This window comes from Lysinibacillus sp. FSL L8-0312 (genome assembly GCF_038003285.1).
Taxonomy (GTDB): domain Bacteria; phylum Bacillota; class Bacilli; order Bacillales_A; family Planococcaceae; genus Lysinibacillus; species Lysinibacillus fusiformis_D.
Genome location: NZ_JBBOOV010000001.1, coordinates 195597 through 215236 on the forward strand (window position 1 = coordinate 195597; position 19640 = coordinate 215236).

17 protein-coding genes are annotated in these 19640 nt (G+C 39.0%); 11 read left to right on the top strand and 6 right to left on the bottom strand.

Features of this window, described 5'->3' with window-relative positions; translation table 11 throughout:
* Window positions 1-4: 4 nt before the first annotated feature.
* Both MHI22_RS00970 and MHI22_RS00975 read right to left on the bottom strand, forming a co-directional pair.
* On the bottom strand, window positions 5-325 hold the full coding sequence (locus MHI22_RS00970) for a DUF4183 domain-containing protein (protein ID WP_036118284.1): 321 nt from the start codon (window positions 323-325) through the stop codon (window positions 5-7).
* 24 nt (window positions 326-349) lie between these two features.
* The gene (locus MHI22_RS00975) at window positions 350-634 is read right to left on the bottom strand and encodes a DUF4183 domain-containing protein (protein ID WP_340810817.1); all 285 of its coding nucleotides are present in this window, start codon (window positions 632-634) and stop codon (window positions 350-352) included.
* A gap of 401 nt (window positions 635-1035) precedes the next feature.
* Here MHI22_RS00975 and MHI22_RS00980 point away from each other — a divergent pair, with 401 nt between their 5' ends.
* From MHI22_RS00980 to menE, 5 genes are all read left to right on the top strand, one after another.
* Window positions 1036-4647: a dynamin family protein gene (locus MHI22_RS00980; protein WP_340810818.1), complete on the top strand. Its 3612-nt coding sequence runs from the start codon at window positions 1036-1038 to the stop codon at window positions 4645-4647.
* A gap of 10 nt (window positions 4648-4657) precedes the next feature.
* On the top strand, window positions 4658-5467 hold the full coding sequence (locus MHI22_RS00985; protein WP_340810819.1) for a sulfurtransferase: 810 nt from the start codon (window positions 4658-4660) through the stop codon (window positions 5465-5467).
* A 58-nt stretch (window positions 5468-5525) separates the two neighbouring features.
* Window positions 5526-5657, top strand: a complete 132-nt coding sequence (locus MHI22_RS00990) for a hypothetical protein (protein WP_340810821.1) — start codon at window positions 5526-5528, stop codon at window positions 5655-5657.
* An 83-nt stretch (window positions 5658-5740) separates the two neighbouring features.
* Complete coding sequence (locus MHI22_RS00995) at window positions 5741-7315, top strand: acyl-CoA dehydrogenase family protein (protein WP_340812687.1); 1575 nt, start codon at window positions 5741-5743, stop codon at window positions 7313-7315.
* Window positions 7316-7348: 33 nt separating this feature from the next.
* Window positions 7349-8851, top strand: coding sequence for an o-succinylbenzoate--CoA ligase (menE, locus tag MHI22_RS01000; protein ID WP_340810823.1), 1503 nt, complete (start codon window positions 7349-7351; stop codon window positions 8849-8851).
* A gap of 18 nt (window positions 8852-8869) precedes the next feature.
* Here the strand turns inward: menE and MHI22_RS01005 are convergent, their stop codons facing one another.
* Complete coding sequence (locus tag MHI22_RS01005; protein ID WP_058844658.1) at window positions 8870-9481, bottom strand: TetR/AcrR family transcriptional regulator; 612 nt, start codon at window positions 9479-9481, stop codon at window positions 8870-8872.
* 392 nt (window positions 9482-9873) lie between these two features.
* Here MHI22_RS01005 and MHI22_RS01010 point away from each other — a divergent pair, with 392 nt between their 5' ends.
* From MHI22_RS01010 to MHI22_RS01020, 3 genes are all read left to right on the top strand, one after another.
* Window positions 9874-10707 carry an MBL fold metallo-hydrolase gene (locus MHI22_RS01010; RefSeq protein ID WP_340808756.1) on the top strand — a complete coding sequence of 278 codons (834 nt, stop codon included), beginning with the start codon at window positions 9874-9876 and terminating at the stop codon, window positions 10705-10707.
* A gap of 410 nt (window positions 10708-11117) precedes the next feature.
* On the top strand, window positions 11118-12320 hold the full coding sequence (locus MHI22_RS01015; protein WP_340810824.1) for an NAD(P)-dependent malic enzyme: 1203 nt from the start codon (window positions 11118-11120) through the stop codon (window positions 12318-12320).
* Window positions 12321-12562: 242 nt separating this feature from the next.
* A complete protein-coding gene (locus MHI22_RS01020) occupies window positions 12563-14311 on the top strand; it encodes a methyl-accepting chemotaxis protein (protein ID WP_340810825.1) in 1749 nt (582 codons plus the stop codon).
* A 39-nt stretch (window positions 14312-14350) separates the two neighbouring features.
* On the opposite strand, the gene MHI22_RS01025 is transcribed toward MHI22_RS01020, so the two are convergent.
* The 3 genes from MHI22_RS01025 to gdhA all read right to left on the bottom strand — a co-directional run bounded on the left by MHI22_RS01025 (window position 14351) and on the right by gdhA (window position 17405).
* Window positions 14351-15004: a Yip1 family protein gene (locus tag MHI22_RS01025; RefSeq protein WP_036118261.1), complete on the bottom strand. Its 654-nt coding sequence runs from the start codon at window positions 15002-15004 to the stop codon at window positions 14351-14353.
* A 125-nt stretch (window positions 15005-15129) separates the two neighbouring features.
* Window positions 15130-15816 carry a phosphoribosylaminoimidazolesuccinocarboxamide synthase gene (locus MHI22_RS01030; protein ID WP_340810826.1) on the bottom strand — a complete coding sequence of 229 codons (687 nt, stop codon included), beginning with the start codon at window positions 15814-15816 and terminating at the stop codon, window positions 15130-15132.
* 215 nt (window positions 15817-16031) lie between these two features.
* Entirely contained in the window at window positions 16032-17405 is a 1374-nt protein-coding gene (gene gdhA / locus MHI22_RS01035) for an NADP-specific glutamate dehydrogenase (RefSeq protein ID WP_271912882.1), read from the bottom strand.
* A 175-nt stretch (window positions 17406-17580) separates the two neighbouring features.
* Between gdhA and MHI22_RS01040 the strand changes: the two genes are divergently transcribed.
* The 3 genes from MHI22_RS01040 to MHI22_RS01050 are packed head-to-tail and all read left to right on the top strand — an operon-like array spanning window position 17581 to window position 19613.
* Entirely contained in the window at window positions 17581-18054 is a 474-nt protein-coding gene (locus MHI22_RS01040) for a YaiI/YqxD family protein (RefSeq protein WP_340810828.1), read from the top strand.
* Window positions 18044-19372: a D-serine ammonia-lyase gene (locus MHI22_RS01045; protein ID WP_340810830.1), complete on the top strand. Its 1329-nt coding sequence runs from the start codon at window positions 18044-18046 to the stop codon at window positions 19370-19372. Before MHI22_RS01040 ends, MHI22_RS01045 begins: the two co-directional genes overlap by 11 nt.
* Before the next feature lie 55 nt (window positions 19373-19427).
* The gene (locus MHI22_RS01050) at window positions 19428-19613 is read left to right on the top strand and encodes a hypothetical protein (RefSeq protein WP_197413018.1); all 186 of its coding nucleotides are present in this window, start codon (window positions 19428-19430) and stop codon (window positions 19611-19613) included.
* The last annotated feature ends 27 nt before the right edge of the window (window positions 19614-19640 follow it).

Consider the following 19640-nt stretch of genomic DNA (forward strand, 5'->3'; position numbering starts at 1 on the left):
TAGGTTAGGTAGTTGTGACTAATTCAACTGCTTCAAGCACAATTGGTGTACCAGCAGAAAGTGATGCTGTAACAGTGTTGAATGTAACTTCAGTTGCAGAAACTGTATAAGCATCACCCTCCTGTAGAACGCCATTGATATATAAATTATAGTAGCCGTTTGTAACTACTGGAAATGCAGTTGCCGCTGTACCGCTATCATCTAAAAAAGTTGTAGCAGCGACTGTAGTACCATCTGTAATGGCAAGAGGTGCAGCTAAAACGTTAAAAAATCGTGTAGATGTACCTGTGACATTGACATGAATATTAATAATGGAAAGTGCCATATGATTCACCTCCTTTCTTGGATATTAATTTGTCATAAAGCCAAGCGATTCAATGATAATGGGTGTGCCTCTATACAAAGTGGCATTGTAGGATACGATTGTTAAGGCGGCTGGTGTTATGGTGTAAATGCCACCTTCTTGCATCACCGCATTAATATAAAGATTGACGTAACCGTTTGGCGAGAAGAGGGTAAACTCTGTAATATTGTCAGCATTATCATTCCAGAAGAGAGTCGCTGGCAGCGTGACCCCATTTGTTAGATCAAGATCGGCTGTGACGATATAAAAATAGCGGTGGATAATCGGCAAAATAGTGCCCTCTGGAACGATAGGAGGAGGGACGATGGGCGTGCCGTTTGTTGCTTTGATACGGGGCCAGAAAAATCGATCCTCACAGTGACACGGACAACTTTTTTCTATGATTCGATGAGACTTAGGATTCAGCATGTGCGATCACACTCCATTCTTAAAAAATAACCTTTGCCCCGAATACATTTACTATAAAATATGAAGAAAATAGCAAGAGAACTAGTTGACCATCTATCATTTGAGGAAGATTATTTCGGATCATCAAGATTTTATGATGGGACTTATTAGGATAGAAACGTTGGCATACATGCTTTTTACCGTAAATTAGTGTTATACTTTGCTAGTTGAATAAGGTAGAATACTAATTATGAATAATTAACGAAAAAGGGGTAACTGGTTTCATGAAAGATTTTGAACAACAATTGGAGGAGCTATTAAAGCAAGCTTCTTTGCAATACATAATCTATCAGCATAATGGTGATACAGAACGCATGGATAAAACCTCTCTTTTTGCTCGAAAAATTCAGCAAAAAGAGTATGTGATTGGCTTTGCGGGTCATTTCTCTGCTGGGAAGTCGAGTATGATTAATGCGCTGTCTGGTGAAAACTTACTGGCATCTAGTCCAATTCCAACAAGTGCGAATATCGTAAAAGTGCATAAATCAGAGGAAGATTTTGCAATTGTCTATATGCACAATGAAAAGCCTGTGAAATTTGAGGCAGGCTATGATTTTAAAACAGTAAAAGAGCTTAGTAAGAATGGGGATTTAGTGTCACAAATCGAAATTGGGCACAGTGCCTCTACACTACCACTAGGCGTTACTGTCATGGATACGCCAGGAGTAGACTCCACAGATGATGCACACCGTATGTCAACGGAATCGGCGCTCCATATTGCAGATATCGTATTTTATACAATGGATTATAACCATGTGCAGTCGGAACTGAATTTCCAATTTACAAAGCAATTAATGAAATACAATCCAAACGTTTATTTAATTGTCAATATGATTGATAAGCATAAAGATAATGAATTGAGCTTTGAAGACTTTAAAGCAACGGTTCATCAATCCTTTGCCGCATGGGGCGTTGTGCCGAAGGGTGTATTTTTCACATCATTGAGAGAGCCTGAACATCCACATAATGATTTTGAGGTCGTAAAGAACATCGTGATGGACAGTATGAATGATTGGCAGGAGCAGCTTGTACAAACGGCAACGAATACATTGCGTTTACTGCAAAGTGAGCATGACCATTATTTAATGGAAGAAAGACAGGATCGTTTAACTATTGATGAAGAAATTTTAAGTGCGGACGACTGGGCACACCATCAAGATATTTTAGAGCAATACAATAAATTAAATCGTCAAGTTGAATTATTCTCAGTAGAGGCATGGAACGAAACATTTGAGGAGCAACGGAAGGAACTACTAGCCAATGCAGCCATCATGCCAGCTGATGTACGTGATCGCCTCCGCCTTTATTTAGAAAGTGTGCAGGAGGGCTTTAAAGTAGGGGGACTCTTTACAGCGAAGAAAAAAACAGAGGAAGAACGTAACCGTCGTAAAGAGGATGCATATAGTGCCTATCAGAACGTCGTTCATGCACAAATTACTGGGCATTTAAAAGGACTTATGAAAAAAGCATTAAAAGATGTAGGTGCATTAAATGAAGAGCGTGCTTCCGCCATTGATGCCTATGTATTTGACTTACCTTTTTCATTGATTGAGCAGCAAGTTCAAACTGGTGCCCTGTTAACAGGTGATGCTGTGTTAAACTTCGCCAACCGTGTCGCGGAGGCAACGAAGCGCTACTTTATTCAGGAAACAGATAGCTGGAAAAATGCGCAAGCAACAACGCTTGAAGCTGTGGCAACAGAAACGGCTGCACCATCAAAATTAAAAATGGCGGGTATGCAAGACAAAGTGGATGCAATTAAGGCAGTGCTTGAAATCGAAGGCTATCAGCAATATAGTGCAAGCATTATGCATCAAGCGAGCAATGAAATCCGTAAAGTTGCGAATCAGCAGCTAGCCAATTGGGCACAGTCATTTAAGCAAGATTTAGCCGATATTCGTTTGTTTGATGAGTCCATGCTGAAGCCAAAAGAGCAGGTCATCGAACAAGAGGAAACGCAGCAAGCCATCAGTGCAACGACTCTTCCAATCGATGGTGTGATTAATCGCGCACTGCATACAGCCAATGCAGTCAAAGAGGTTCAAGGCTTTGCAGAAGTTGCCCATTACCTTGAAAATAAAGTGGAACGTTTACAGAAAAAAGATTTTACGATTGCTTTGTTTGGCGCATTTAGTGCAGGGAAATCATCCTTCTCCAATGCCTTAATGGGTGCAAAGGTGTTACCTGTATCACCGAACCCAACAACAGCAGCCATCAATAAAATTCGTCCAGTAACACCAGAGCATCCACATGAAACGGCCGATGTACAGCTTAAAACAGCCGAGCAAATGCTAGAGGATATTCAAGGCTCGTATGCGGCAATTGGCTTGTCTGTAGCTTCGTTGGAGGAAGCCTATAATCGTGCTGATGAAGGGCTTGCCGTTCAGTTAACGGATGAACGTTTAAATGTTCATAAGTCATTTATTCGTGCCTATAAGGAAGGCTATCCAACATTTAAATCTGAGCTTGGTACGATCATTCGTGTAGGCCGTGAAGAATTTGAAAAATTTGTGGCGCAAGAAAACAAATCATGCTTTGTTGATAATATTGATTTCTATTACGATAGCCCATTGACACGCATGGGTGTGACACTTGTTGACACACCAGGAGCGGACTCGATTAATGCTCGTCATACAGGTGTAGCCTTTGAATATATTCGTAATGCTGATGCCATCCTATTTATTACGTACTATAACCATGCCTTTGCTAAAGCTGACCGTGAGTTTTTAATTCAGCTTGGTCGTGTCAAGGATGCATTTGAACTTGATAAAATGTTCTTTATTGTAAATGCCATTGATTTAGCAACAACAGAAGAAGAACAGGAAGACGTAAAAGGCTATGTTCGTTCAGAGTTACAACGTTTTGGCATTCGTTTCCCACGACTGTATGGGGTATCCAGTCTTTTAGCATTAAAAGAAAAAGTAGAAGGTGCTGATTTAACATCTGGCATGCCACCATTCGAAAGCGACTTCCATACATTTTTAAATGATGAATTAAGTGCCTTAGCAGTACAGGCTCTTGCAGAAGAAGTCGATAAAACAGAGCAACGTTTAGCCGATTTAATCGCACAAACGGAGGAAAACTTAAAACGTAAAGATGAGCGTTTAGAGGAATTAACAACACTTGAACAACATATCCAATCGAAGTTCAGCGTGCTCAATACAAGCATGCTAGAGAGTGAAACAAAGCAAGAGCTTGATGAGCTCCTGTATTATGTTCTCCAACGTGTCTATTATCGTTATCCTGAGTTCTTTAAGGAAGGTTATAATCCTTCGACATTTGCTGCGATGCCAGCACAGCAAGCATTGGAGCATGCACTGAAGGAAGTGATGCAAAGCTTGCGTTTTGATTTTACACAAGAAATGCGTGTCACAAACTTCCGTTTATCACAGTTCATAGGCAAGAAAATGCAACAACGCTTCAAAGATGAGGTGCGTGAGCTGAAAGAGTTGAATAGAAGCTTCTCGTTCCTAACCTTTGAATCTTCAGAGCCAAATTTACTGGATTTTGAAGGGCCATTCACAGATATTTCAAAATATACTAGCGTAAAATCTCACTTCCGCAATCAAAAAGCTTTCTTTGAGAAGAATGAAAAAATAAAGTTGAGCGAGGCGCTGGAAGCTGTAACAAAACCAGATGCACAAGATTATTTAGATGCACAGAAAGTTTTTCTTATGACATGGGCCATTACGTTTATTGCAGAGGAAGCCGAAAAATTACGTTTATATATTTATCATCAAGCGCTTGAACAAATTGAGACAGAAAGACTTGCCTTACAAGAAGAGAGCCGTTTAGCTTCTTGGAAAGCAATTTACGCACAATTACAATACGCATGAGGTGATTTATATGGGAAGAGTATTCAAATCAGTGGATGAAATACAGTTTGATGGCGTCCGTTTTATCGATGCTCGCTTCGATCTTCTGGACAAAGAAGCTGGAAAAAAAGCATTTGAAGAAGGACATGCAACTGGTGCTATTTATATTGATTTAGAACAACAGTTATCCGATATGGACAGTAAGGACGGCCGTCACCCGATGCCGAGCAAAGAAAAGTTGACTTCCGTATTTCAAGAATTAGGTTTACGCTATGAAGATCAAATTGTTGTCTACGACCAGGGAGCAGCCCCGTTCGCTCCGCGCGCCTGGTGGATGCTGACATACGCTGGTTTCCCAAATGTAGTGATTGTCAATGGCGGTGCCCCTGAGCTAGAGGCAAAAATTCCGTTCACCAAGGATATTATAAAATATCCCCCAACGATCATAGAATTTGATTGGAAGGATGAACTATATGCGCCACGCCAAGCGGTAAAGGCAATAGTAGACGGCGAAGTACAAGCAACCTTGCTCGATGCACGTGCAGCTGAACGTTATCGTGGCGAAATGGAACCACTGGATAAGGTAGCAGGCCATATTCCAACCGCAAAAAACTTTGACTGGGAGCAATTAAAGACAGACGGCCAATTAAAAGCGAACGACGCATTACGCCAAAAAGTTACGCCTGATGAGCAGATTGTCGTCTACTGTGGTAGCGGCGTGACAGCCTCACCGTTATATGCAGTGCTAGCAGATGAAGGCTATGAAAACATCCAATTATATGTAGGCAGCTTCAGTGATTGGATTACCGCGTATGATGTGGAAAAAGGCACAAATGAATAATTAAATTGAAACGCTCACTTCGGTGGGCGTTTTTTTAGCGCTTAGAGAAGTGGATAGAATGCATAAATTGATGGATAGAACAGAAAAAGTAGTGGATAGAACGTGCAAAGTGATGGATAAAACAGAAAAAGAGGTGGATAGACTGCTCGAAGTATCAGATAGCACGATTAAAATAGAAAAACGTACCTAGAGAATTAAAAATGAACACTGTTTACTTTTTAAATTTAAGATGCTAAAATATTCTTAAAATTTAGAAAAGGAGTGTGTGTATTGGTGCATGTTGGAGAAAAAACATATAGTTTTCGAGAATTTATAGACAAAAGAGATGCTATGAATGATTTAGATAATCCTTTTTTATTACAAGTTTTGCAACAGTTTTGTCATGAAACATGGGATGAGATGCTGCCGAGACTGGAGCCTTTTGTGAAAAAACTATCATCGGACTGGCGTGCAATAGCTGCTGAAAGTGCACGTCCGGAAAATCAGCCTAAAATAAGACATTACAATGCATATAATGAGCGCATTGATCGCATTATTCGTTCAAACCAGATGCAACAAATGGAGAAAGACATATTTGGACAGGGTCTATTTTCTAAGGAACAGTTGAAAAATGAAGGGATCATTAAGCGCTTTTTTTTACATGGTAATGGAGAAGCTGGTATTACTTGTCCACTAGCATGTACAGACGGACTAGTTGCTTTAATCGATCATTTCGAGGAGGAGGTTCCTGATGAAGTAAAGCGTATATATGAGCATGTGACAGAAGGCTATGAGGGACATTTTGGCATCGGTGCACAGTATATGTCAGAGATTCAAGGGGGATCAAACATTCCAGCGAATGTACTAATGGCTAAGCCTGAGGGTGATCATTATCGGTTATTTGGCAATAAATTTTTCTGCTCAGCGGTGCATGCCGATTATGCTGTAGTGACTGCGCGCATCGAGCACACTGATGATATTGCGGTGTTTATTGTACCTACTTGGCTTCAAGGGAATAAGGAAAAAGAGAAAAGAAATCATCACGTGATCAATCGTTTGAAATGGAAAATTGGTACTGCAGAGTTACCATCAGCAGAAATCGATTATCAAGGAGCTATTGCTTATCGCGTAGGCCCACAAAATAGAGGTGTTGCTCTTGCTGTTAGTATTGTTTTAACCCGCTCAAGGTTGGATATTGGATTTGCTAGTGGTGCTTTTTTAATGAGAGCAGCACAAGAAGCTAAGCTATACGCAAGCTTTAGATCAGTATTTGATCGGCGCATTGATGAATTTCCAATGGCTGCAGCACAGCTTGAGGATTTAGAATATGCCGCTAAACGTATTGTAGGCTCAGCCTTTCATATTTACCAAGCGTTTCTTCAAACACAACAAGAACCTAATACTCTTGAAGCGTTCGTTGTGCGTGAATTAATTTTATTGCAAAAAATTTATGCTTCTAAAGAAGCTGTAGATAAGCTAAGGTTGGCTATTTCTATTTTTGGTGGACATGGGGCGATTGAAGATTTTTCAGTCATTCCAAGATTGTTTAGAGATAGTCTAGTGAATGAATTATGGGAGGGGCCTAGAAATGTTTTATTATCTCAGATATATAGAGATCTTGTGAAGATGAGACCGCAAATTTCTATTTATGATTTAATTGCTAGTATTCTTGTAGATAGCTCGGCGAAGGAAGTAAAGCGGTTTGCAGAGCAAATCGAACAATTAATGCAGGTGAATTTAACCGCGTTACCAAACTTTGAAAATCGACAAGCAGCAAGGAAATGGGAACAAATCTGGGAAGAGATATTTACCTTATTCCAGGAGCAAACGATAAAGGATATAAAGGATTTACCAATTGCACTAGATTAATATGTAGACAAAAATTGTTTAGGGGTGACAATTATGAACATTAATATTGGTAAGTTATTACAGGATCGTGCAGTTTTAATGGGGGAGAAGGAGGCTTTTATTCACAAAGACAAGCGGTGGACATTTCAACAAATGAATGCGAGGGCCAATGGCTTTGCTCATTTTTTAAAGAAGCAAGGTTTTGCTAAAGGGGATCGTCTAGCGATTTTATCCAAAAACAATGAGGATTTCATTGCAGTGTTAATGGGAGCAGCGAAAATTGGTGTCATCACCGTTGTTTTAAATTGGCGTCTACAAGTGCCGGAGCTTCAATATATTGTGGAGAATAGTAAAGTAAAACTCATTGTTTATGATGTTGATTTTGCGTCAATGATGCAAGCATTACAAGTACAAGGTGTCAATACTGACATTCTATCACATGCAACTGTCCCTTCCTTGCAAGCTATTTTTGAAGAGAACAGTCAAGAACCTGTTTATGATGCAAGTAATGATGACGTAGCGCTTATTATGTATACATCGGGTACAACAGGTAAGCCAAAGGGAGCGATGATTTCCCATAATAATTTATTGGCTGCTGGGATGGGGTTATCGCAAACCATCGATTGGTGGGAGGATGATCGTTTTTTAATGGTGGCACCATTTTTTCACATAGGTGGCATCGCTCCGCTCATCACAAATATTCTGTGTGGTTGTACAATGGTACTCATGGAAGCGTTTGAACCTATGGCAGCTTGGAAAATTGTCGAACAAGAAAAGATTACGACCATGATGACAGTACCAACAATGTTAGCATACTTATTAAAAACGTATGAGGTTGCTAACGCTGACTCATCTTCTATTCGTAACATTACCTGTGGTGCTTCATCTGTGCCTGTGCCACTTATTTTAGGATTTCGTCAACTAGGTATTCCGATTCAGCAGGTATATGGTATTACGGAATACACAGGGGCAGTGACAATATGGAAGGAGCAGATGAATAAAGATAAGTATGATTCTATGGGCAAATCGATGATGCATGGTGAAATAGCCGTAGTTGATGTGAAATCAGGCGAAGTGTTACCTGCAGGTGAGGTAGGAGAAATCCGCTTACGTGGCCCACAAGTGTTTGTTGGCTATTTCGAAAATAGGGAAGCGACAAAGCAAGTATTAAAGAATGGTTGGTACCATACTGGAGATGTTGGTTATATAGATCGTGATGGCTACTTATATGTTGTTGATCGAATAAAAGATATGATTATTAGTGGCGGAGAAAATATTTATTCTGCAGAATTAGAATTAGCTCTTGCCAACCATCCAGCTGTTGCTGATGTAGCGGTGATTGGCATGCCGGATGAAAAGTGGGGCGAGATTCCAAAAGCTTATATAGTGGTAAAACCAAACATATCGATAACAGAAGCGGACATAATGGCGTTTTGTAAAGAAAATTTAGCTTCTTATAAAGCAGTGAAAGAAGTAGAGTTTGTTGAACAGCTTCCTCGCAATGCTGTTGGAAAATTACTCAAGCATCAGTTAAAGCAGGTAGTCAAACAACCATAAAAAAATAAAAGGCAGGTATTATTTTTCCTGCCTTTTTATTGTATGGACCAAAAGATTTGTTAGTTGCTTAATATGTTGCAAATTGGAGTCTGATGAACGACCAGGTAAATTTTTATAGGTAATTAATAGGCCATTTAACGATGCGAAAAAAAGTTGAACAGTATGTTTAAGATGGTCATCAGGGAGATGTTGTCTTAAAGCTTCTCTGAAAAGTGAAAATAACTCATCGATTATGTCATGTAGCTCTTGTGAGACATTGCCATGTTGTTCGTTTTCTAGCATGAAATAGGTCATCATATGATATAAATTATCGTGCATATACATGTATTCTATATATTTTGTTGCCAGTAATTCGAGTTGATGATCTTGTCCCTCGACGGTTTGGTGCAATACGTTTAAAAGGCTGGAGCTTTCAATTTTAAATGCCGTCATAAATAAATGTTGTTGATCATCAAAATATTGATAGATTAGACCTGGAGAAACGTTTGCATGTTTAGCGATAGCCCGCATGCTCACCTCAGCAAATGACTTTGAACTAAATAATTCGATAGCGGCATTAATAATATTTTCTCTATTGATCGTTTTCTTCTGTTGTCGCTTGGATACATGCTGAACCTCTTTTGTCTCCATAAGTATTGCTCCTTTACACTTTATATAAATAAGATTCTATAAAAAACATCAGATATTGACAATCAAATTACGTGATACTCAGTGTAATAAAATTGTATTTTTTAAGATAAATGGATTTTTTTGTGTTAGCAGGGAGGTAAGCAAGCCCAGTAAACACGCAACTGTAAGAGCGTTAAAAACTTTTCATCATTGTTAGTTAGAAATTTTTACAAATGACTGGCAGGTAGTCATACATTGCTTTTGCTGACTGTCAATATATGTTTATTTCTTTATGTGTTAGCATTTCGGAAAACATGTAAAGAAAAATTCCGTTGTTGTTACCTATTCGCAAAAATGACTCGCCATTCATTATATGCTACACTTTTTTGTACAAGGGGCAAAGGGGGAAGAGGATGTTTACACGTGAGAAAAGTATAGAGATTGAACAGCATCGTGATGTACGATGTGCACATGGTAAAGTAGCAGTTCAGGGGATTGGCATGAGTGTGTACAGTTTTTTTGTGGATGGGTTACTGATTGATACAGGCTCCTATTCGCTGTCGCAGGAATTCCAATCCTTTTTTAATGAAATACCGATAGAGCAATTGGCCTTAACGCATTCTCATGAGGATCATGTAGGCAATGCTGCATGGATTCAACACCATCATAAAAATGTACCTATCTATATACACCGAGATTCAGTCAGCATTTGTGCAGTGGATGGAGATTATCCGCTTTATCGTCAGGCACTGTGGGGGGAACGACCGGCGTTTGTTGCCCAAGCAATTGGCGATACTATTCAAACGAAATCAGCTACATGGGATGTCATTGAAACACCTGGGCATACAACAGATCATTTGTCGTTTTACAATCGGGAAACAGGTGCTATGTTTACAGGAGATTTGTTTATCCAGCCAAAGACGAAGGTTGTGCTTGATGAAGAAAACATCGTACATACCTTGGCGTCTTTGAGGAAAATAGTCAACTACGATTTCGATGTCGTCTATTGCTGTCATGCGGGCTTTATAGCAGATGGGCGAACAAAAATACAGGAAAAAATTTCTTATTTAGAAGACATGGAGGGAAAAGTAAAGCAATTGTTTATGCAAGGTTATACGATTGAAGAAATGACCAAAACAATTTTTCCTCGTGATTATCCGATTACGAAAGTATCTGGGGAACAATGGTCTTCCAAGCATATTATCACGGCTTTTATCCATCACTTTACGCAGGAGTCCTTAACATAAGGGCTCTTTTTTTGTTGGTTAGCTGTGACTTACATAAATACTTTGAGATACATAATAAAAAACTTTGTGAAAAAATGTGAATAAATTGTGACAAACTCAATTAAGACAATGGATGCGCTTACATAAGTTTGTGAAAAAATTCTCATTTACATAAGAAAAATACTATGTGAAAAGATGAACAGGTGAAAAGGCTACAGTTGTACATTTTATGCGACGTAATATAGAACATTAATTATCTTAAAATAATTGATTGTGAAGTGTTTAATTTGACAGAAAAATATATTCAAAGGCATTAAATACTGTATTTTTGAAGGATAAAATAAATTGACAGAAAATTTGTTGACTATGTTTTCACAAAGTATTATGATTCTGAAATATAATGAAAAACAAAGGGAAAAGGATGGGATGGAATGGACGTAATGAAAAAAGCATTAGAAATGCATGCACACTATAGCGGAAAATTAGAGGTTATTTCGAAGGTGCCAGTACAGGATTCTTATGATCTTAGTTTGGCTTATTCACCTGGAGTAGCAGCTCCATGTGTGGAAATTGAGAAAAACCCATCACTTGTCTATGACTATACGATGAAAGGCAATATGGTAGCTGTTGTTTCGGATGGCACGGCAGTTTTAGGCTTAGGGGATATTGGACCTAAAGCGGCATTACCAGTAATGGAAGGGAAGGCGATTTTACTAAAGCGTTTTGCCAATGTTGATGCTTTTCCAATCTGTTTAGATACGAAAAATACGGATGAAATCGTCAGTATTGTGAAGGCGCTTGCCCCGACATTTGGTGCTGTGAACTTAGAGGATATTTCAGCGCCTAGATGCTTTGAAATTGAAGATCGCCTACGTCAGGAATGTGATATTCCAGTATTTCATGACGATCAGCATGGAACAGCAATTGTTGTAGGAGCAGCCATGATTAATGCCAACCGTATTGTGAAGAAGGATGTTGCAACGATGAAGGTTGTGATAAATGGTGCTGGTGCTGCGGGGATTGCGATTTTACGAATTCTTGTACAAATGGGCTACAAAAATATTTATATGTGCGATACAAAAGGCATTATTTATGAGGGACGTACAGAAGGGATGAATCCGATTAAAGAAGCAGTGGCTCATTTAACTAATCCAGAAAAACTGCATGGCACACTGGAAGATGCGCTAACAGGTGCGGATGTCTTTATCGGGGTTTCTGTCGCAAATTTATTAACAGAGGCACACATTGCATCCATGAATGAAAATCCAGTCGTCTTTGCCCTAGCCAATCCAAACCCTGAAATTACCTATGAAAATGCTAAAGCTTGGGGTGTGCGTATTATGGGCACGGGTCGTTCAGATTATCCAAATCAAATTAATAATGTTCTAGCATTCCCTGGTATTTTCCGGGGGGCTTTAGATGTGCGAGCAATGGATATTAATGAAACGATGAAATTAGCGGCAGTTGAAGCCATTGCTTCTCTTGTAAGTGACGCCGAATTAACAGAGGAATATATTGTACCGAAATCTTTAGATGAGCGTGTTGTGGCAATCGTTTCACGAGCTGTAAGTGGCGCTGCTGTTGAATCGGGCGTATCGGAATTATTCCAACAAAGTACGGCTCTATCTGTCTAGTGAATAACCGCTTTCTAAAAATAGATAAAGAAAAGTGATAAACTTTTCTTTATCTATTTTTTTGTGATTTAATGGCGAATATGCTCGAAAAATGTTGTTGTTTGATTTTTTATGTAATAAAATGAATATGAATAATGTAATAATTTACATTTTCTGTTTTAGAGGAATAACTGCTTAATTTTTCAATTTTATTGTGAAAATTAGGTCTAAAGTACATATAAAATGAAAGAGGTGTTGGCCATATGAAATCATTATTTCAATTTCGATCCATTAAGGCGAAGCTGATTGCTTTCTCTTTGCTGCTTTTATTGATTCCCCTTATTATTCTTGGCTTTTCAAGCTATCAACAAAGTAAAGCAAATTTAGAGACAGTAGGAAAAGAGAATTTACGAAACAGTGTAGAAATGACCATTGCCATGATTGAGCAATTCAATCAACAGGTAGAGGCAGGCAATCTATCCTTAGAGGAAGCGCAAGAAAAAGTAAAGATTGCGATTTTAGGTGAGAAGGATAGCGAAGGAAAACGACCGATTAATAAAGAGATTAAGCTAGGCGATAACGGCTATATATTCGTCGTAGACCAAAAAGGGAACTCCATCGCACACCCTAACATAGAGGGCTCTAATGTCTGGGATGAGCAGGATGATAGTGGCTTTAAATATATGCAAGAAATCATTGCCGTTGGGAATGATGGTGGTGGCTTTGTAAGCTATGAATGGGCATTACCAAATACAGATCAATTGGAAGAAAAGGGTGTTTATACAGAAACAGACCCTTATTGGGGATGGGTTATTGGTGCGAGTACTTATTTAATGGATTTCAATAAACCAGCAGAAAGTATTTTAAAATTAACAATCATTGTGATTGCTATTGCGGTTATTGTGGGCATATTTGTGATTTGGCAATATGCAAGTAGTATGGCAAAACCGATTAACCGAGTGGCTCAAGCTATGGAACAGTTTGCGCAGGGTGATTTATCTCAAGACAGCATATCTATTCGATCAAAGGATGAAATAGGCAAGCTGGCAAATGCAATGAATCAAATGCAACAGAAATTGAAGGATATGATTCATAATATCGCGCAAGCTTCTGATTTGATTAATACTTCTAGTAAAGAACTGACACAATCAGCAAATGAAGTGAATATGGGAGCGGAGCAAGTGGCGATTACGATGCATGAATTAGCATCAGGTGCAGAAGGACAAGCTCATCATTCGAATGAATTAACATCCTTGATGGAACGCTTCACGGCGGATTTACAGGAAACGAATCAGCATGGTGCTCATATTCATCAATCCTCTGTGGAAGTATTAGCATTAACAAATGAAGGAAGTCAGCTAATGACATCCTCCAATTCTCAAATGGTGAAGATTGATAGCATTGTGCAAAATGCGGTAGAGAAAGTGAAAAATTTAGATGCCCAAGCTCAGGAAATTTCAAAGCTGGTCGTTGTTATTAAAGATATAGCAGATCAAACGAACCTGCTGGCTTTGAATGCTGCGATTGAAGCGGCTAGAGCTGGTGAGCAGGGCAAAGGATTTGCAGTGGTGGCAGATGAAGTACGCAAGCTGGCAGAACAAGTAGCGTTTTCAGTTAACGACATTACATCAATTGTCACGAACATTCAGCGGGATTTTGATGTTGTCACAACCTCTTTAGAGGATGGTTACCAAGAGGTAAAAGAAGGAACGAATCAAATAAAAGCTACTAGCGAAACGTTTAATACAATTAGTTATTCCATCAATGATGTAGTAGAAAGTGTTAAACTAATTTCAACGAATTTATCGAAGGTTACAGAAGATGGCCGTAAAATGAACAACTCGATTCAGGAGATTGCTGCGGTAGCAGAGGAATCTGCTGCAGGTGTTGAGCAGACAACGGCTACAACGGAAGAGACAAGTAGCTCTATGGATGATATGGCAGGAAAATCTGCCCAATTATCAGAGTTAGCCTTACAATTGAAAGCGTTGATTGCCCAATTCAAACTATAGCCAAAAATCTCCCGCTCTCTTCAGAGAGGGGAGATTTTTTTAAATCATACCAACACCGATAATGCCGATGAGAATGATAAAGAAAAGAACAAACAATACAACGAAAAGAATAATTCCTGGAATAAAAATAGTGAAGAAGGCCATCCAGTTAGAGATTTGATGTGCTTCGGCAACAACACCTACTGAAATAACAAAAGACCAGATACTAACAACGATGGTTACTAAAATAGTTGGCCAAAAAATCCAAGGCAATGAACCGATAAAGTTTGGGTCTAATAAAGAATCTGGGGAAGTTATTAACCAAATTAAATAAAGTGGAATTAGTACAATAAATGGAATGGCTGTAAGGCTCAATCCTTTAAATAAGTCCGAATAAGTACCAGTGCCTTTGAATAATTTACCAAATAGCCATGAAATGAGGGCGGAAAAAGCCGTACCAATAATCCCAGCGATTGGCGCAAAAATAACACATAATAAGGCTAAAATCCATGGTGAGAGATTAGGGAATAATTCCGAATCAATCAGCCCTGACATAAGAGAGCCGATATAACCAATAGACAAAACCAAAATGGCAAAGCCAATCGATTTTTCATTAATCATATAACGAGCTGCTTGTTTTGGATGCATCCAAACTGCTAAAAACGGATTTAGTTTAGGCCTCTCTTCTTTCGGTGTCTCCGTATAGTTTTCCATTAAACTACCTCCAAAATTATAGAATAATTGCTTATTACAATAGTTAATATACGAGTGGTGGAAGGAAAAGTTTCGTCAAAAATAAAAAAAGAGCCGCAGCCGACTCTTTTTCATAATGGCTTCTATTATTCAGCTAACATCATTTTTTCAAGCTCTAACGGTTCAATATATTCTTCGCCTTTGTAAGCACGCATATTACCGCCAGAAATTTCATCAATTAATAAAATATCATTTGTTTTAGCATCACGACCGAATTCTAATTTAATGTCATACAGTGTTAAGCCTTTTTTAGCAAGCTCTGCCGCCACAAATTTTGAAATTTCAATTGTACGTTGTTTTAAAATGGCGTATTCTTCGTGAGTTAACAGGTTTAACATAGCTAAAGCATCTTCAGAAATAGGGGGGTCTAAACGATCATCATCTTTAATCGTTACTTCCACAAAAGAGTCCAGCTCCTGTCCTTCCTTTACATAAGCACCATAACGGCGTAGGAATGAACCGACTGCCTTGAAGCGGCAAATGACCTCTAAACCTTTCCCAAAAACAGTTGCTGGTTTCACGGTCATAGTGGCATCCTCAAAGTTTGCGTCAACATAGTGCGTAGGTACACCTTGGTGATTTAATTTCGAATAGAAATAAGAAGTTAAGCGCAAACCAGCTAAGCCCGCACCGTCAATCGTTAAACCAACAGTATTAGCACCTGGGTCAAACACACCATTTTCTCCTGTAACATCATCTTTAAATTTTAATAAATAATGGCCGTCTTCTAATTTGAACACATTTTTTGTTTTACCTGTATACAATAATTCCACAAAAAAACCTCCAATATTTCATAGTACCCCAAAATTATAACACGAATATTTCAAATATTTAATAATAAAAATGTTCGTTTAAAACGTTTATTTACATGTTTTATAACGGAATTTCTAATAAAAAATAAGATGATAACGAATGTTCGTTACCATCTTGCGTGAAATTAAGAATATTCCCAATTCAAATGTTAGGAACCTGTTAAAAAAGAATGTTATTAATAGACACCTTCAGTAAGCATGCCATCTGCTACTTTGATAAAGCCAGCGATGTTTGCACCAACTACTAAGTTCCCTGGGAAGCCATATTTTTCAGCTGCTGCTTTACTGTCTGTATAAATATTTTTCATAATTTGGTGAAGTTTCGCATCTACTTCTTCAAATGACCAAAATACGCGACTTGAATCTTGTGCCATTTCAAGAGCAGATACAGCAACTCCACCAGCATTCGCCGCTTTTGCAGGACCAAATAAAACCCCTGCATTTAGGAATTCATTGATGGCTTCAAGGTCTGATGGCATATTTGCACCTTCACCAATTGCTTTAACACCATTTGAAATTAATGTACGAGCTGACTCTCCGTTAATTTCATTTTGCGTAGCACATGGTAGGGCAATGTCACAAGGAATTGTCCAAATACCTGTACAACCTTCTGTAAAAGTAGCATTTGGTCGGTAATTAATGTAAGTTGAAATACGGTCACCTTTAACTTCTTTGATTTCTTTAATAGCTTCTAGATCTAAGCCCTCTGGGTCAAAGATATAGCCTGAAGAATCCGAACAAGCAACCACTTTTGCACCATATTGTTGTGCTTTTTCAATCGCATAAGTAGAAACGTTACCAGAACCAGAAACAACTACTGTTTTTCCTTGGAATGAATCGTTCGCATCTTTTAGCATTTCATTAACAAAATAAACCGTGCCGTAACCTGTTGCTTCTTTACGTGCTAAAGAGCCACCATAGCCAGGCGTTTTACCTGTTAATACACCAGATTCATTTGCTTTTGTTAAACGTTTATATTGGCCCCATAAATAACCTACTTCACGAGCACCAACGCCAATATCACCAGCAGGAACATCGACATCTGGACCAATATGACGGTATAATTCAGTCATGAATGCTTGGCAGAAACGCATAATTTCTGAGTCTGATTTGCCTTTCGGATCGAAGTTTGAACCGCCTTTACCACCACCGATTGGTTGCCCTGTTAAAGCATTTTTAAAGATTTGCTCAAAGCCTAGGAACTTAATGATGGATTCATTCACGGAAGGGTGGAAACGAAGACCGCCTTTGTAAGGTCCCATTACATTGCTGTATTGAACGCGATAACCACGATTTACCTGTACTTGGTTGTGATCATCTTGCCATGCTACACGGAAAGAAATAATGCGATCTGGCTCCACGATACGAGATAAAATATTGGCCTTGATATATTCAGGATGCTGTGTGAATACAGGTACTAATGAGATGAAAATTTCTTCAGCTGCTTGTAAAAATTCCGCTTGATGACTGTTCTGTTGTTTAAGTTGCTCAAATACGCCATCTACGTATTCTTTTGCTAATTGCTCGTTGCTAACAGTTGTCATTGTCATAGTTAAAACCCCCATTTAGTTGATAGGTGTATCGTATATCTATTTTTCAAACTATTCAATAAAATACTTTTTAAGTTTGTGAAAAATTGAGCAAGAGAGGTTACGAAAATAATATATTAAAATAATTTTATTTAAAGTGATTTATCTAATTATGAGAAAGGAATGATGCTTTATTGTGAAGATTCTAATTGACGCAGATGCTTGTCCAGTCGTGGATTTGGCGCTATCTATATCATCTGAATTTGAGATTGAAACTATCTTGTTTTGCGATACATCCCATCGGGTGGAACGTGATAATGTAATAACAATTATTGTACCCAAAGGTCCAGATTCAGTTGATTTTACGCTAGTGAACGCGCTTTCAAAACACGATATTGTTATAACACAGGATTACGGATTAGCTGCAATGGTTTTAGCAAGAGGAGGCTATCCAATTGATCAAAATGGACGAGAAATGTCTGATGAAAATATCGAACGTTTGCTCGATATGCGTCATGTTGGTCAAAAAATTAGACGGGCAGGAGGAAGAACAAAGGGACCTAAAAAAAGGACACAAGAAAACAATAATTCGTTTGAAATGAAATTTCGACAAATTTGTGAACGAGCAATTTTAGCTCATAAAATGGAGGAATCTACAGGTGAAAAATGAACGTAAACGCGAACTATTTCAGCAATATCCACAGCTAAAGGAAATAGCAAATAAGGGAACTGTATTGTGGGAAAATACAAATTGGATGGAAAATCCAGAAACAAGACTCTTTACTATGGCCGAAGTCGAGGATGCGGAAAACACACTACAACGATTTTCTTCTTATTTAAAAGTGGCATTTCCTGAGCTCGTAGAAAGTGATGGCCTAATTGAATCCACGATTCAGGAGATTCCAGCGATGAAAAAGGCACTTGAACAAAAATACGGTGTGTCTATACCAGGTCACCTGCTATTAAAATGCGATCATGCGCTACCCATCTCAGGCTCAATCAAAGCACGAGGTGGGATTTATGAAGTATTAAAACATGCAGAAAGGCTAGCGATGGCAAGTGGAAGGCTCAAAGTAGAGGATGATTATGCACTTTTAGCAACAGAGGCATTCCAGTCGTTTTTCCAGCAATACACGATTGCAGTAGGCTCCACAGGTAATTTAGGTTTAAGTATCGGCATTATGGGCAAGAAGCTCGGCTTTAATGTCGTTGTACATATGTCGAGTGATGCTAAGGAATGGAAAAAAGCCTTGCTCCGAGAGAAGGGAGCTACTGTAATTGAATATGAGGCTGATTACAGTGTAGCCGTAGAACAGGGTCGACAAGAAGCTGAGCAAGATCCGATGTGTCATTTTATTGATGATGAAAATTCAAAGGATTTATTTGCAGGCTATGCAGTAGCCGCAAAACGATTAAAAGACCAGTTAGAAAAGACGAATATTACAGTCCATGAAGAGCAGCCATTGTTCGTCTATTTACCATGTGGTGTCGGTGGAGGACCAGGGGGGGTGGCCTATGGATTACGGGAAATATTCGGCGAGCATGTGCATATTTTCTTTGCTGAGCCAGTCGCCTCTCCTTGTATGACGATTGGTCTAATGACTGGTTTACATGATGCCATTAGTGTGGAGGATATTGGCCTTGACAATAAAACAGAAGCAGACGGTCTAGCTGTTGGTCGTGCATCCAAGTTTGTTGGCAAAGTGATGGAAACCTATATAAGTGGCTGCTATACAGTGTCAGATCAAGAATTATTTACATCATTAGGGTTAGCTATGGACAGCGAAGCATTGTTTTTAGAACCATCGGCAAATGCCGGAATGTTTGGCGCTATCCGCTTACTCCAAAAAGGTTCGTCCTATTTCGAAAAGCACAACCTCGTCAGCCACCTATCGCAAGCCACACATCTTGTGTGGGCAACAGGTGGCAGTATGGTCCCTGCCACAATGCGTGCCGCTTATTTGGCGAAGAGCAGGGAGTTGGATTAAAGGCAGTGCTTTGTTTTTATTGGGGGGATGATGGTAGTAGATTCGCTCCATTTTGATGGAGGAAGTGGGAATGCCTGTAAAATGTACTGGACCCGCTCAAGAGGAGAGTCAAGTGCTCAAGAAGTATACTGAACCGCTCAAAAAGAAGGTCACAATGCTCGCCAAGATGTTACCTCACTCAAAAAAGGAAAAGCCCTCACCAAGTATAACTAGAACACCGCTCACTGCAATTTCAAAATAATGTTGAACCTAACCAAAAAACAGGTGG

Bases quoted from the DNA above. Each gene is read 5' to 3' on its own strand.
- MHI22_RS00970 (WP_036118284.1), bottom strand. From the start codon at position 325: ATGGCACTTTCCATTATTAATATTCATGTCAATGTCACAGGTACATCT.
- MHI22_RS00980 (WP_340810818.1), top strand. From the start codon at position 1,036: ATGAAAGATTTTGAACAACAATTGGAGGAGCTATTAAAGCAAGCTTCT.
- MHI22_RS00985 (WP_340810819.1), top strand. From the start codon at position 4,658: ATGGGAAGAGTATTCAAATCAGTGGATGAAATACAGTTTGATGGCGTC.
- MHI22_RS00990 (WP_340810821.1), top strand. From the start codon at position 5,526: ATGCATAAATTGATGGATAGAACAGAAAAAGTAGTGGATAGAACGTGC.
- menE (WP_340810823.1), top strand. From the start codon at position 7,349: ATGAACATTAATATTGGTAAGTTATTACAGGATCGTGCAGTTTTAATG.
- MHI22_RS01005 (WP_058844658.1), bottom strand. From the start codon at position 9,481: ATGGAGACAAAAGAGGTTCAGCATGTATCCAAGCGACAACAGAAGAAA.
- MHI22_RS01010 (WP_340808756.1), top strand. From the start codon at position 9,874: ATGTTTACACGTGAGAAAAGTATAGAGATTGAACAGCATCGTGATGTA.
- MHI22_RS01015 (WP_340810824.1), top strand. From the start codon at position 11,118: ATGGACGTAATGAAAAAAGCATTAGAAATGCATGCACACTATAGCGGA.
- MHI22_RS01020 (WP_340810825.1), top strand. From the start codon at position 12,563: ATGAAATCATTATTTCAATTTCGATCCATTAAGGCGAAGCTGATTGCT.
- MHI22_RS01025 (WP_036118261.1), bottom strand. From the start codon at position 15,004: ATGGAAAACTATACGGAGACACCGAAAGAAGAGAGGCCTAAACTAAAT.
- gdhA (WP_271912882.1), bottom strand. From the start codon at position 17,405: ATGACAATGACAACTGTTAGCAACGAGCAATTAGCAAAAGAATACGTA.
- MHI22_RS01050 (WP_197413018.1), top strand. From the start codon at position 19,428: ATGGAGGAAGTGGGAATGCCTGTAAAATGTACTGGACCCGCTCAAGAG.